Raw genomic sequence first — 13960 nt, forward strand, 5'->3', positions numbered from 1 at the left:
CCTTTCTTTATCTTTGTTTGAACAGCCCCGTGCGCATGAAGGAAAAACGAAAAACCAAAAAAGAGGAAACGCTCAAGTCGGAAAAAGAAGAAACGGTATCAGTTCAGCAACTGGTAAAAGATGAACGTACCCATAAAATTACCGGTACTGTATTCCTGCTGGTTTCCATTTTAATTTTTATAGCATTAACATCTTATCTCTTTACGTGGAAAGAGGATTTTGATAAAGTATCCCGGAACACTTCCGATTTTCTTTTTGATGATGAACTGCAGGTAGGTAACCTGCTGGGCCGTTCAGGCGCTTGGGTTTCTCATATGCTTTTTCATGGTGCATTCGGCATAGCCTCCTTTCTTATCAGTTCTTTGTTTTTTGTAATCGGCGTGAACATGGTCTTCGGTAAAAAGATATTTTCGGTTGCCCGTAACATCAAATATGTATTGGTAGGATTGCTGGTACTGCCTGTTTTCTTTTCCTTTTTTTTACCTTCCAAAGGTATCAGTTGGGGCGGCGCTATGGGTAATTACAGTGCTGCCTGGCTCCAGGGTTTTTTAGGCAAAGCCGGCACGGCGATTTTATTGGCAGTAGCTGCACTCAGTTATTTTATATGGAGATTTAACCCGGTGTTTTCATTGCCGGCTAAAAAAGAAAAAGCTCCCATACCGGTTACTGACGAATTAAATGAACTTAAAGAAGAAGCGCCTGTAGCAACATCAGAAATTGCAGAGCCTAAAGCTAAAAATCAACTCAAAAAAGAGAATAACCAACCTGTTCCTCTCACCATCAACAATACAGAAGAGAACAATCCGCTTCATGAGTTTGTCGTTTCAGAAAAAGAAACGGTGGGTACAGACCCCCAACCGATAGCGCCTCTTATTCAGGAGTTGAGCATTCCACCTGTACAGGAAATAACAGCGCCTGCTTTCGAGGAAGATATCATTTCACCAGTGGAACCAAAGAAGAAAGCAACCTCCTCAGAACCTTTGGAACTGGAAATAAAAACAACGCCTGATCCTGTTTCAGAAGAAGAAGGAAGCAATCCTGTTGTTGAAAATCTTCCTCCTTATGATCCTTTTCTTGATTTGAAAGATTATAAATTCCCCACGCTCAACCTGCTTGAAAATCACGGCAGCGAAAAAATTGTACAGGATGCAGGTGAACTGGAGAATTACAAGAACCAGATCATTAATACACTCCGTAACTACGATATTGAGATACAAAAAATATCTGCAACAGTTGGTCCCACGGTAACGCTTTATGAAATTGTACCTGCCGCCGGTGTACGAATTTCAAGGATCAAAAACCTGGAAGATGATATTGCTTTGAGTCTTGCTGCTTTAGGTATACGTATCATTGCACCTATACCGGGCAAAGGAACGATTGGTATAGAAGTTCCCAACGTTAAGAAGACAGTGGTGAGCATGAAAACATTACTTTCTTCTGAAAAATTTCAACATAACAATTTTGCATTGCCTATTGCTGTAGGAAAGCGTATTGATAATGAAAACTTCATTGTTGACCTGGCCAGTATGCCTCACTTACTTATGGCAGGTGCAACCGGGCAGGGTAAATCAGTTGGATTAAATGCCATTCTTGTTTCACTGTTGTATAAAAAACATCCTTCACAACTCAAACTTGTATTGGTTGATCCAAAAAAGGTGGAGCTGAGTTTATATCGTCATATTGAACGTCATTTCCTTGCAAAGTTGCCGGGCGAAGAAGATGCCATCATCACTGATACCAAGAAAGTAATCAATACACTTAATGCGCTTTGTATTGAAATGGACAACCGTTATGATTTGCTCAAGGAAGCCGGTTGCCGTAATATCCGTGAATACAATGAAAAGTTTGTAGCCCGTAAACTCAACCCGCAAAAAGGCCATCAATATCTTCCCTTTATTGTATTGGTGGTGGATGAGTTTGCTGATTTGATTATGACGGCCGGAAAAGAAATTGAAATGCCTATTGCCCGCCTGGCGCAACTGGCACGTGCGGTAGGTATTCACCTCATCATTGCTACACAGCGCCCATCAGTAAATATTATCACAGGTACCATCAAAGCTAACTTTCCGGCACGTATTGCTTTCAAAGTATCGTCAAAAGTAGACAGCCGCACCATACTTGATACAGGAGGAGCGGAGCAATTAATTGGTAAGGGTGATATGCTCATCAGTTATAACGGAGAACTCACCCGTTTGCAATGCGCCTTTGTAGATACGCCTGAGGTAGATGATATCGTTTCTTTCATCAGCAAACAACGGGGCTATGCCCAGCCTTTCCTGCTTCCGGAATATGTGGATGAAAAAGAAATGGAAGGAAAAGATTTTGATTTAAGCGACCGTGACCCGTTATTTGAAGACGCTGCCCGTTTAATTGTACAGAACCAGGTTGGTTCTACTTCTTTACTGCAACGCAGGATGAAACTGGGATACAACAGGGCGGGCCGCTTAATGGATCAGTTGGAAGCCGCCGGTATTGTGGGCGGCAGCCAGGGCAGCAAAGCAAGGGATGTGCTCATTAAAACCGAAGCGGAACTGGAACATCATCTGCAAATGATGGGGTAGGCCGGCTGTTAAAATATATGCAAATCATCTGCTGAAAGAATAACCTCTGCAACACTTATCTTTGCCACCCCCGTCTCAGGGCTATATTGAACGTTAATAGTTAATTCAAATGAAATTATTTCGATTGATTGCAGCTTCATTTTTTGCTTTAGTTGTGTATGTTACCGGAACGGCACAAAATAAATCCATGGGGCAAAGTGATGCCAATGCAAAGAAAATTCTGGATGCTGTAAGTAATAAGTTTAAAACCTATAAAGGAGTGCAGGCTTCTTTTTCTTTTACAACTGAGGATGCAAAAGGAAAGATACAGGGCACCAAAAAAGGAACCTTGCTCATGAAAGGTACTAAGTACCGTGTTACGTTAACAGGAGGTCAGGATATTTTTTGTGATGGAGTAAATATCTGGACGTACGATAAAGCGGCGAATGAAGTAACTCTTTCAAAATTTGATCCCAGCCAGAATACCATAACGCCACAGAAGTTGTTTACCAACTTTTACGACAAGGATTTTCTGTATAAACTCAATGGCGAAAAAAAGCAGGGTGGAAAAACACTCCAGGAAATTGAGTTAACTCCCTACGATAAAACAAAGCCTTTCTTTAAAGTGTACGTTTGGGTGGATAAAGCCACTCAATCCATCTACAGTACAAAAGTGATGGAAAAAAGCGGTAACCGTTATACTTACACCGTTTCATCATTAAACGGGAATGCCAATTTGCAGGATGCTCAGTTTGTGTTTGATAAGAAGAAATACCCGGGTGTTGAAGTGATTGATTTACGATGATAAAATGATTTAATAAAAAAAGCGCTGATTTCAGCGCTTTTTTATTGTTCATTTTTTACTATCTTAACTTTTCATCTGATAAAAAACTACAGCTATGAGAAAATTAATTTACGCAGCAAGCCTGCTGCTGTCAGCAGCTATTTTATTTACTGCCTGTAAGGGTGATGCCGGTCCTCAAGGTCCGCAAGGTCCCCAGGGTCCCCAGGGTCCGCAAGGCGCTCAAGGGGTTATCGGCCCCACAGGTCCGGTTGGCCCACAAGGTCCGCAGGGAGTTCAGGGCCCTCAAGGTCCGCAGGGTCCTGCAGGTCAAAATGCCCAGGTCATCTATTCCAACTGGATTCCTTCGCCTACAACATTTGGGGCAGCAGGTTGGTTTGATACCACGATCAGTACAGTTGGCCAGGTAAGTCGTGCTAATTTACCGGCTCCTTCTGTAACACAGGCCATCCTTACACAAGGTCTTACTTTAATGTATCATACCTTTTCCTCAACAGGAACTGCAGGTTTGGCTACAACTGCCAATGCACAGCCATTACCATTTAGTGCAAGAGCAGGTTCTGATATCATTGAAATCAACTACCGCCCCGCTATCGGACGTATGATTGTGTTTATTAAAAACCTTTCTACCACAACCGGCTACGGAGTACTTACCAATCACTTCTTCCGTTATGTATTGATTCCCGGCCTGGTATCAGGTGGACGTTTTACTTCTGGTCCGGCAACAGGTTATACTGTTGACCAGGTAAAAGCAATGAGTTATGAGCAGGTAACAGCCTTGTTCCGCATTCCTGCAACAGGTACCAATGAACGTTGATAAAAAATGCAAATGTCAATTATAAGAAAGCCCGCTGTTATCAGCGGGCTTTCTTTATTATAATGTGGATTTATTTATCGGAGCAGATGCAGGCTTCCTTTTGTTACTACCTGCTTATTATCTTTTACATACTTGCAGTAATAAACATAGGTTCCGGGATCTTGCGGAACTCCTTTAAGCCTTCCGTCCCATCCGCTCAATACATCAGAGGTAGCAAATACCTGCTGACCCCAGCGGTTATAAATTACAAGTGAGTAATCATTGATGCGAAATGCATTGAGTATTTTAAAGAAATCATTTTTGCCATCACCATTCGGTGTAAAGGCATTGGGGAAAAGAATGATACAATCCACACCTGTTACCAATACGTCATCCGTTTTTGATCCGCAGGCATTGGTAACAGTTACGGAATACAAACCGGGTCTGTCTACAATAAATGTACTGTTCGTGGAATTGTTCTGCCATAGATAGGATGCATAATTGCCGGGGAATAAAATCAATGTATCTCCATTACATAATTCCCTGTTAGCTCCCAGGTTTGGTGTGGCAGGCACATCCACTCTCAGGTTGAGTGTGCGTATGCTGTCACAACCATTCGCTGCTACTAAAGTGTCTATATAAGTTCCTGCAACGGTATAACCAAGATAAGACTGTCCCCTGCATATCGTTTGGTTCAATATTGAACGTCCTCTTCTTAAAACGGTGAGGTTTAAAGTACGTACACTGTCGCAACCATTGGCTGCTACTAATGTATCTCTAAAGATGCCGCTGGTAGTATATCCAAGAAAAGACTGTCCTTCACAAATTGTTTGTGTAATGGTATTGAAGGATCTGGGTTTAACAGTTAAAGTAAGTGTGCGGATACTGTCGCAACCTGAAACAGTTTTCAATGTGTCAATATAAGTTCCGCTGGTGGTGTAACCGGCATAAGAAGTACCGGCACATATCGTTTGTGAAACAGTGGATCTTACTTCACCACCAATGGCAATAAATACAGAATCAAACTGGCTGCCGCAACCCGGCACCGTTACTTTTAATTCATATTTACCGGCATTAAGAGCCGATACATTGGGAATCGTTGGGTTTTGCAACGTACTGAAAAAATTATTGGGACCTCTCCACTCGTAAGTAGCTGTAAGTAATGAGTCAGCAACTAATTTGATGGTGTTTCCATCGCAAATGGTGGCAGTAGGAGTAGAAGCGTTTGCATAGTTGTTATTAAAACTGCTGAAAAAGCCAAAGCTGGTTCCATCTCTTTCTGTACCCTGCAACACACCCATATGAAAGAAGGTGATGGAATTGGTAACAGTTACTGTTGAATCCAGCGGCACAATTCCGTTTGGTAATAAAACAGAAGCAGCATACCATTCATTATTGGTGCCAGGGACTACTCTGAATGAATCAGCAATTATAATCGTTGGGTTGTTATTGACTTTAAAAGAACCTTGTCCTCCGTTTTTAACCAGCAGGTTCATGTAAATCTGCCGGGTGGTGCTTTTTGCAAACGTGGCAGAAAGACTACCTGTACATTTGATAGGAGGAAGGATAGCCGAACCAAGTTCGCAACCAATTCCTGAAATCTGGTACACATATACAGGATTAGTAGAGCGGATATAAATAGAAGGGTTCGTAACGGTTACTTCATAGGTTTGTCCTGCATTGAGCGTGGTTACCTGTACACCATCTTTAAAAATGGCTGTGTTATTGGCAGTGGCAGTTACATAGAGTTTTTCAAGGCTTCCGTTCAGGTATCCTTTTGTGGCCATGTATTCTGTTCCGGTAATACTTACAGGAATGGTTTGATCTCCCACCATATCAGCACAACCAAAGCCAATGGGGCTAATCAAATCATCGGCCAGCGTTATCGCTACCGGTTTATTGGATGTAACACGGGAGCCTTCCAGGTGCTGATTCGGCATGGGTGATGCTGCTACTGCTGCATAGGTTTGTCCACGGTTTAGTGTTATGGTATAAGGCACACCGGCAACATGACCGATCACATCTTTAGAAGGAGTGATGGTAACAGTAGTGTTGTTTTCTGTAGCTACAATACTGAACGATGAAAACGGGGCCGGGTTATAAGAAGCATTGTTGAAGGCTGAATTCTGAGATGAAATAAAGAAGTCATTACCCAATGCATTTCTTCCCTTTAATACAAACAATTCAGGATTACGGCTGGTATGATTCACCTCGTAGTAAACTGAAATCTGTGCAGTAGAACTGATGCGAAGACCTTTGTTGTGCACGGTATTGGCCGGTCTGCATTCAACAGCATCAATCCAGGCAGTAATGTCAACTGATTTACTGGATTGTGGCGCCAATGTAAAAGTTTGAGAAGGCATTCCTCCGCCGGAAGGTTGTGAAATGGTTACAGTACAAGCTTCTTTGAACGAAGTGATCCGAAGAATCATCGGCTTATCAAAGTTGTTATGGGATGATATATCCGGTGCAGCAAACCAGAATTCGGTATCAATTTGCGCATAGCTGCCGGCAGATCCCAACAAAAAAAGTAGCAGGGTAGTTATGGTTTTTCGAATGCAGTTCATGAGGGCCTTTTTCGATGGTACAGAATATTGGTTTTTGTTCACCGGTTTGGCAAAAGTGATTCACAACTGCTTTGCCGGTTTTCGGTTGCTCTAACAGAATTAATCATAACCCTGTAAAAGCCACACAATTTTATAAGATTCTAACGTAAAAAGAAATGAATTGGTATATACTAAATGAGAACCTTTAGTGGAGTTTGAAATTTTACTTATCCGGGAAACTTCCTCAAATAAAAAAACCGCCTGTTGCAACAGGCGGTTGTAAACTATCTTTTAAATGAACTTATTTGTTCTTTGGTCTGTCGAGCATATAATCAAAACGCTTTCCTGAAACTGTTCCTTCCTGTTCCGCCATATCCGGAATGGCTTCTGCTTTATAAGCGCCTGCATCCAGTTTGGCTTTTGTTTCTGTAAAGGCTTTGAGGGTTTCTTCAATATCTGCATCGGTATGAGCCGCAGAAGGAATCAAACGGTAAATGATATGCCCTTTCGGAATTACAGGATATACCACAATTGAGCAGAAGATGTTATAATTCTCTCTCAAATCCATTACCATAGCTGTGGCTTCTTCTACACCACCTGTCATATACACAGGTGTAACAGGACTGTCTGTTTTACCAATATCAAAGCCACGCTCTTTCAACCCTTGCTGCAGCTTGCGTGCATTGTACCAGAGTTTTTCTTTTAACTCAGGCATGGTACGCAACATTTCCAAACGCTTGAGGTTGCCGATTACAATCGGCATGGGCAAACTCTTGGCAAATATCTGGGAACGGATATTGTAACGGATATAATCAATAATCACACGTGGACCTGCTAAGAACGCACCAATGGAAGCCATTGATTTGGCAAAGGTGCTGAAGTATAAATCAATCTCATCCTGGCAGCCCTGCTCTTCACCGGCACCGGCACCTGTTTTACCAAGTGTACCAAAACCATGTGCATCATCCACCAGCAAACGGAACTCATATTTTTTCTTCAACTCACAAATTTCTTTCAGCTTGCCCTGGTCGCCCGCCATACCAAATACACCTTCAGTAATTACGAGGATACCGCCGCTCTTTTGTTTTTCAATCAATGCAGTGGCACGTTGTAATTGCTTTTCGCAATCTTCCACATCATTGTGCTTAAACACATAACGGTGACCGGGGTGTAAACGCAAGCCATCAATAATACAGGCATGGCTTTCGGCGTCATACACAATCACATCATGACGGCCGCAGATGGCATCAATCGCACTCATGATGCCCTGGTAACCGAAGTTCATCAGGATGGCATCTTCTTTCATCTCAAACTCTGCCAGTTCTTTTTCTAACTGCTCATGATAATTAGAGTTGCCGCTCATCATACGTGCACCCATGGGGTAGGCTAAACCAAACTCCTGTGCTGCTTCCGCATCTACTTTGCGGATTTCCGGATGATTGGCCAGACCCAGGTAGTTGTTCAAACTCCACACAATTTTTTCTTTACCACGAAAGATCATGCGGCTGTTGATATCACCTTCCAGTTTGGGAAATGCAAAGTAGCCATGAGCTCTTTCTCTGTGCTGACCGATAGGGCCATAATTCTTAACCAGTTTTTCGAAAATATCTGCCATAAATGAAGGAATTGTTATCTGTTCAAAATTGCCGCAAAGGTAAGGGTTTGAGGGCAAGCATAGAAGGCAGATTTTCAGCCATCTTCTGTGAGAAAATTGACCTGATTTGAAGCCGCAACAGGTATCTTTGAGGCCCCAAAAATCAAACTATGAGAGGATTTTTTCTGAGTGTCAGCGTTCTGCTGGTGATGGCAGCCTTTGCACAGCATAAAACAGGTGCCGTTGTAAAGCCCAATACCATCGAACGACCCAAATTGGTAGTAGGAATTATGATTGACCAGATGCGCTGGGATTACCTGTACCGTTACTATGATCGCTATGCATCCACAGGAGGCTTTAAACGTTTATTAGGGCAGGGTTTCAGTTGTGAAAATGCATTCATTCCTTATACCCCCACAGCTACCGGTTGCGGTCATGCTGCTGTTTACTCCGGCACAGTGCCTGCCATTAACGGCATTACCGGTAATAACTGGTGGGATGCCAAATTGCAACGCAACATGTATTGTGTAGAAGATAAATCTGTAAAAACGGTTGGGTCTGATACAAGAGATGGTGAAATGAGTCCCCGTAATATGATGAGCAATACCATAACAGATGAGTTGAGATTGGCAACCAATTTTAAAAGCAAGAGCATTGGTATTTCCATTAAAGACAGGGGTGCCATTTTACCGGCCGGTCATTCCGGTACCGCTTATTGGTATGATGAAGCAAGAGGTGTGTTTGTAAGCAGCACCTATTACATGAATCAATTACCGGCCTGGGCACAGGAGTTTAATAACCGCAAATTGCCCGATGCGTATTACAAGGAGGGATGGAATACATTATATCCCATCAGCACTTACAGCAACAGTGGTGCCGACAGTGCTGTACATGAGCGGGGTGATTTGCTAAACAAAACAACGTATCCTTACGATACAAAACCGTATATCGGAACCAATTACGGTAAGCTGCCTTATATGCCGCAAGGTACTACCTACACATTTGAAATGGCCAAAGCGGCAATGAACGGCGAGCAGTTAGGTAAAAGAAGCGTTACTGATTTTTTAGCAGTAAGCATTTCTTCGCCGGATTATATGGGACATACGTATGGTCCTAATTCAGTAGAAGCAGAAGATACCTATCTGCGTCTTGATAAAGATCTCGGAGATTTTCTCAACTACTTAGATGCACAGTTAGGCAAAGGTGAGTACCTGCTTTTTTTAACCGCCGATCATGGAGCAGCACATGTGCCCGGATTTTTAAAAGAAAATAAATTACCCGGCGGTTCCATTGCATTGGGCAACCTCGTTAAAAAGGCAAATGAAGAAGTAGCTGAAAAGTTCGGAATAAAAAACGCCATCATTTTTTCTACTTACTATAATCTTTCGCTTAATGTAAAAGCAATGGATACGCTGCAACAGGAAACAGTGGAGAAAATAAAGCAACACATCATTCATTTCTTTGAACAACAGGAAGGCATTTTCAGAGTGGTAGATAAATCAAAACTGGAATATACAGTTCTGCCAAATCCCTTGCGGGAGCGGTTGATCAATGGCTATTATCCTTACCGCAGCGGGGAGTTGCAGGTGATACCACAACCACAATGGTTCAAGGATAATCCGAAAGGTACTGATCACAGTGTTTGGAATCCTTATGACAGTCATATTCCATTACTCTGGTTTGGTTGGAAAATTAAGCCGGGCCGCTCTACCGAAGAAGTGTATATGACGGATATTGCTGCAACGATTGCTGCCATGCTGCGTATTCAAATGCCCAATGGTTGTGTAGGTAAGCCCATACAATCCATTTTGAAATAATTGCACTCTGAAAAATAAAATGCAGTCAGTTGCTATCATTCAATAGCAGCATCCCTCTCTTTTGGAGAGGGACGGGAGGGTGAGGTCGGTAATGAAATAATAGCAGGTATTGACTGCATGGCATTAATCTTGACTCAATAGATACATCATTCAGAAAGCCCCTGAACAAGGGGCTTATCTGTCAAATTGACGAAGTATGAACAAAACAAGTTTGTTTTTAAGAACGCCTGACGAAGATGTTGACTTTTTGCCCATCATCCCCTTAAATGAAAGTGAAGCACAAAGTGATGAAGATCTATCGAGGATTGACACATTGCCCTTACTGCCCTTACGTAATACGGTTTTATTTCCCGGCGTAGTGTTGCCCATTACAGTGGGACGTGATAAAAGCATACAGGCTGTAAATGAAGCGTATAAAGATCAGAAGCTGATTGGTGTAGTAGCGCAAAAAGACAGTAATGTGGAAGATCCTGCCGTTACTGACCTGGAAGATATCGGCACTGTTGCCAAAATCATCAAGTTGATTAAAATGCCGGATGGTGGTACCACCGTCATCATCCAGGGCATGCGCCGTATGCAGATTACCGGCATTGTGAGTGAAGAACCTTTTTTCAAGGCCACCATCACCATTCTCAAAGAAGAAACAACGCCGGAAGATGCCAATTTCCAGGCACAGGCCGGTTCCATTAAAGACCTGGCGGGACAAATCATTCAGCTTTCGCCTAACATACCCAGTGAAGCCGCCATCATTTTAAAAAACATTGAGAATCCTTCTTTTCTTATACATTTTGTAAGTAATAATCTCAATGCAGATATTGTTGAAAAACAAAAACTGCTGGAAACACAAAACATCCGTGAGCGTGCAGATCTGTTGCTCACCTTACTGCAAAAAGAATTACAGTTTGCAGAGTTGAAAAACCAGGTGACCAACAAAACAAGAACGGAGCTGGATAAACAGCAACGGGAATATTTTCTGCACCAGCAAATGAAAAGCATCAAAGAAGAATTAGGTGGTGATGCCAATGACCTGGAGCTGCAGGAAATGAAAAAGAAAGCAGAAACCAAAAAGTGGAGTAAGGAAGCTGCGGAGTTATTCAAAAAAGGAATTGAAAAGCTGGAGCGTATGCATCCCTCCACGCCTGATTATTCTGTTGCTTACAATCATCTTGATTTATTACTCGATTTACCATGGGGTGATTACACAACAGATAATTATGATTTAAAGAAAGCACGCAAAGTGCTGGATCATGATCACTACGGCATTCATAAAGTAAAAGAACGCATTCTTGAATATTTAGCTGTATTGAAGTTGAAAGGCGATATGAAGAGCCCGATTCTTTGCTTGCTGGGCCCTCCCGGTATTGGTAAAACAAGTTTAGGAAAAAGTATTGCGTCTGCTTTGGGAAGGAAATATGTACGCATCAGTTTGGGTGGTTTGCATGATGAAAGTGAAATAAGAGGTCACCGCAAAACATACATCGGTGCTATGCCCGGACGTATTTTGCAATCGCTGCGTAAAGTAAAATCATCCAACCCGGTGATGATACTGGATGAGATTGATAAAATAGGAAATGATTTTCGGGGCGATCCTTCCAGTGCGTTATTAGAGTTGCTTGACCCTGAGCAGAATCATACCTTCTATGATAATTACTTAGAGTTAGAATATGATTTAAGCAAAGTATTATTCATTGCAACTGCTAACAGTTTATCTTCTATTCAACCTCCGTTGCGGGATCGTTTGGAAATTATTGATCTCAGCGGTTATGCCGTGGAAGAAAAAATAGAGATTGCTAAAAACTATCTCGTACCCAAACAGAAAGAGGCACATGGGTTGAACAAAATGAATTTTAAAATCAGCGATACGGTACTCCGTAAAGTGGTGGAAGATTATACAAGAGAGAGCGGTGTGCGGGAACTGGACCGTATGCTGGCTTCACTCATGCGTGCACAGGCAAAAGAATATGCATTGCATGAAAAATTAAAACCTACCATCACAGCAAATGATGTAGAAAAAATATTGGGTAAACCACGTTACAGCAATGAACTCTACAAAACGGCGAATATGCCGGGTGTAGCCGTGGGTTTGGCATGGACTGCTGTTGGTGGTGATATTCTTTTTATTGAAACCAGTTTAACTGAAGGCAAAGGTGAGTTACGCCTCACCGGTAATTTAGGAAATGTGATGAAGGAAAGTGCCACCACTGCTCTCAGTTACCTGCAGGCCAATGCTAAAAAAGCCGGTGTTGATGCGGCCGCTTTTCAAAAGAGCAATGTACATGTGCATGTGCCGGAAGGTGCGGTGCCCAAGGATGGTCCCAGTGCCGGTATTACCATGCTCACGGCAATGGCCAGCGCCTTTACAGGACGCCGGGTAAAACCCTTCTTAGCCATGACGGGTGAAATCACACTTCGTGGACAGGTGTTGCCGGTGGGAGGGATTAAGGAAAAAGTATTGGCAGCCAAACGTGCCGGTATCAAAGAGATCATCATGTGCTGGCAAAATGAAAAAGATGTACAGGAAATTAATTCGCAGTACATCAAAGGAATGAAGTTTCATTATGTAAAAACCATGCAGCAGGTTTTAGAATTGGCCTTAATGCCTGTTCATTAAAACCTATGGCTATATTTTGAAAAAAATGTCTTTTTTCTAAACAATTCAAAGTATTCCCTGTTTTATATTCAACTAACAATTTTTCATGTTGGTTGTTTTAAGGGTTAAAGAGCTTCCCCCGTTTCCACGGGGGAATTTTTTTTGAACTGCTTCTTTGCTGCTGAATCTGTAATTTACAGGCTGTATGCAGCGTGTTTTACTGTTTCTTTTGCTGGTTGTTACAGGTCATTCTCTTGCCGCACAAACACTTGGTGGCAGCAGTACTTATAATTTTCTGCGATTCCCCGCATCACCGCAACTGGCGGCTCTTGGAGGTATAAACGTTGCTCAATCAACCAATGATGTATCGTTAACTGTTCAGAACCCCGCCCTGCTGCATAAAGACATGCATTCGCAGGCATCGTTCAACTTTAACAGCCTATATGATGGTGTAAAAAATTATCATTGGGTGCAGGGTTTTCATCATCCCAAACTCAATACCAATTTTGCTGCTTCTGTACTTTTTTTTGATTACGGCAGTATTACACAAACTGATGCATCCGGTAATAGTTTTGGTACGGTGCGTCCACGAGACTTTGCAATACAGCTTGCAGCCTCCCGTCAATACCTGGAGCGCTGGCATTATGGCCTCAGTGTAAAATATCTTTCCAGCAACTATGGTTTGTACCGGTCTTCTGCTATTGCTGCCAATGCAGGAGTAGTGTATAAAGATTCTGCTAACCTGCTGCAGATTGGTTTGGTGGCGATGAATATGGGCGGACAGTTAAAACGTTATAACGATGCAGTGCCGGAAGAGTTGCCTTTTGATGTAGTGTTTGGCATTTACAAACAGTTAGAAAAAGCGCCCATCCGTTTTTCTTTAACTGCCCACCACCTGCACCGTTTTGATATTTTGTACAATGATACCCTGTTCAATAATGAAAATGGTTTCCGTAATCCTTCTGCTAAAAAGTTTACGTTTGAAAAACTGTTTCAGCATTTTGTATTCTCCACACAGTTGCTCATTGGTCAGCGGGTGGAAGTAACAGTAGGTTATAATTATCTGCGTCGTTCGGAACTGCGTATTACCAATGTGCCTAATGGTTTAACCGGTTTTTCATTGGGTGTGGGTGCCATCCTTCCCAAGTTGCAGTTACGATATGCAAGGAGTTATTTTCAAAACAATACAGCTTATAATCAGATCGGTTTAAACCTGCCGCTCAACCAGTATTTCAGTTTGGGAAAATGGGGAGAGAAAGTGGGGTGGTAGCTTTT

General features: G+C 42.4%; 8 protein-coding genes. 6 read left to right on the forward strand and 2 right to left on the reverse strand.

Annotated elements, in window-relative coordinates:
* The first annotated feature begins 35 nt into the window (after positions 1–35).
* The 3 genes from PDL71_RS06905 (at position 36) to PDL71_RS06915 (ending at position 4159) form a co-directional block, all read left to right on the forward strand.
* Positions 36–2561 carry a DNA translocase FtsK 4TM domain-containing protein gene (locus tag PDL71_RS06905; protein ID WP_407527211.1) on the forward strand — a complete coding sequence of 842 codons (2526 nt, stop codon included), beginning with the start codon at positions 36–38 and terminating at the stop codon, positions 2559–2561.
* 109 nt (positions 2562–2670) lie between these two features.
* Positions 2671–3345 (forward strand): LolA family protein, encoded by a 675-nt coding sequence (locus tag PDL71_RS06910; protein ID WP_407527214.1) that lies wholly within the window; start codon positions 2671–2673, stop codon positions 3343–3345.
* A gap of 94 nt (positions 3346–3439) precedes the next feature.
* The gene (locus PDL71_RS06915) at positions 3440–4159 is read left to right on the forward strand and encodes a hypothetical protein (protein ID WP_407527217.1); all 720 of its coding nucleotides are present in this window, start codon (positions 3440–3442) and stop codon (positions 4157–4159) included.
* A gap of 74 nt (positions 4160–4233) precedes the next feature.
* On the opposite strand, the gene PDL71_RS06920 is transcribed toward PDL71_RS06915, so the two are convergent.
* Both PDL71_RS06920 and PDL71_RS06925 read right to left on the reverse strand, forming a co-directional pair.
* The gene (locus PDL71_RS06920; protein ID WP_407527220.1) at positions 4234–6705 is read right to left on the reverse strand and encodes a gliding motility-associated C-terminal domain-containing protein; all 2472 of its coding nucleotides are present in this window, start codon (positions 6703–6705) and stop codon (positions 4234–4236) included.
* 280 nt (positions 6706–6985) lie between these two features.
* Positions 6986–8299 carry an aminotransferase class I/II-fold pyridoxal phosphate-dependent enzyme gene (locus PDL71_RS06925; RefSeq protein WP_407527222.1) on the reverse strand — a complete coding sequence of 438 codons (1314 nt, stop codon included), beginning with the start codon at positions 8297–8299 and terminating at the stop codon, positions 6986–6988.
* Between the two features lie 149 nt (positions 8300–8448).
* Here PDL71_RS06925 and pafA point away from each other — a divergent pair, with 149 nt between their 5' ends.
* The 3 genes from pafA to porQ all read left to right on the forward strand — a co-directional run bounded on the left by pafA (position 8449) and on the right by porQ (position 13955).
* Positions 8449–10095, forward strand: coding sequence for an alkaline phosphatase PafA (gene pafA, locus PDL71_RS06930; RefSeq protein WP_407527225.1), 1647 nt, complete (start codon positions 8449–8451; stop codon positions 10093–10095).
* A gap of 196 nt (positions 10096–10291) precedes the next feature.
* The gene (gene lon / locus PDL71_RS06935; RefSeq protein WP_407527228.1) at positions 10292–12706 is read left to right on the forward strand and encodes an endopeptidase La; all 2415 of its coding nucleotides are present in this window, start codon (positions 10292–10294) and stop codon (positions 12704–12706) included.
* A 184-nt stretch (positions 12707–12890) separates the two neighbouring features.
* The gene (gene porQ / locus PDL71_RS06940; protein WP_407527231.1) at positions 12891–13955 is read left to right on the forward strand and encodes a type IX secretion system protein PorQ; all 1065 of its coding nucleotides are present in this window, start codon (positions 12891–12893) and stop codon (positions 13953–13955) included.
* Positions 13956–13960: the final 5 nt, after the last annotated feature.

The organism is Lacibacter sp. MH-610, assembly GCF_045780045.1.
Taxonomy (GTDB): domain Bacteria; phylum Bacteroidota; class Bacteroidia; order Chitinophagales; family Chitinophagaceae; genus Lacibacter.

Bases quoted from the DNA above. Each gene is read 5' to 3' on its own strand.
- porQ (WP_407527231.1), top strand. From the start codon at position 12,891: ATGCAGCGTGTTTTACTGTTTCTTTTGCTGGTTGTTACAGGTCATTCT.
- PDL71_RS06925 (WP_407527222.1), bottom strand. From the start codon at position 8,299: ATGGCAGATATTTTCGAAAAACTGGTTAAGAATTATGGCCCTATCGGT.
- PDL71_RS06915 (WP_407527217.1), top strand. From the start codon at position 3,440: ATGAGAAAATTAATTTACGCAGCAAGCCTGCTGCTGTCAGCAGCTATT.
- pafA (WP_407527225.1), top strand. From the start codon at position 8,449: ATGAGAGGATTTTTTCTGAGTGTCAGCGTTCTGCTGGTGATGGCAGCC.
- PDL71_RS06910 (WP_407527214.1), top strand. From the start codon at position 2,671: ATGAAATTATTTCGATTGATTGCAGCTTCATTTTTTGCTTTAGTTGTG.
- PDL71_RS06905 (WP_407527211.1), top strand. From the start codon at position 36: ATGAAGGAAAAACGAAAAACCAAAAAAGAGGAAACGCTCAAGTCGGAA.
- PDL71_RS06920 (WP_407527220.1), bottom strand. From the start codon at position 6,705: ATGAACTGCATTCGAAAAACCATAACTACCCTGCTACTTTTTTTGTTG.
- lon (WP_407527228.1), top strand. From the start codon at position 10,292: ATGAACAAAACAAGTTTGTTTTTAAGAACGCCTGACGAAGATGTTGAC.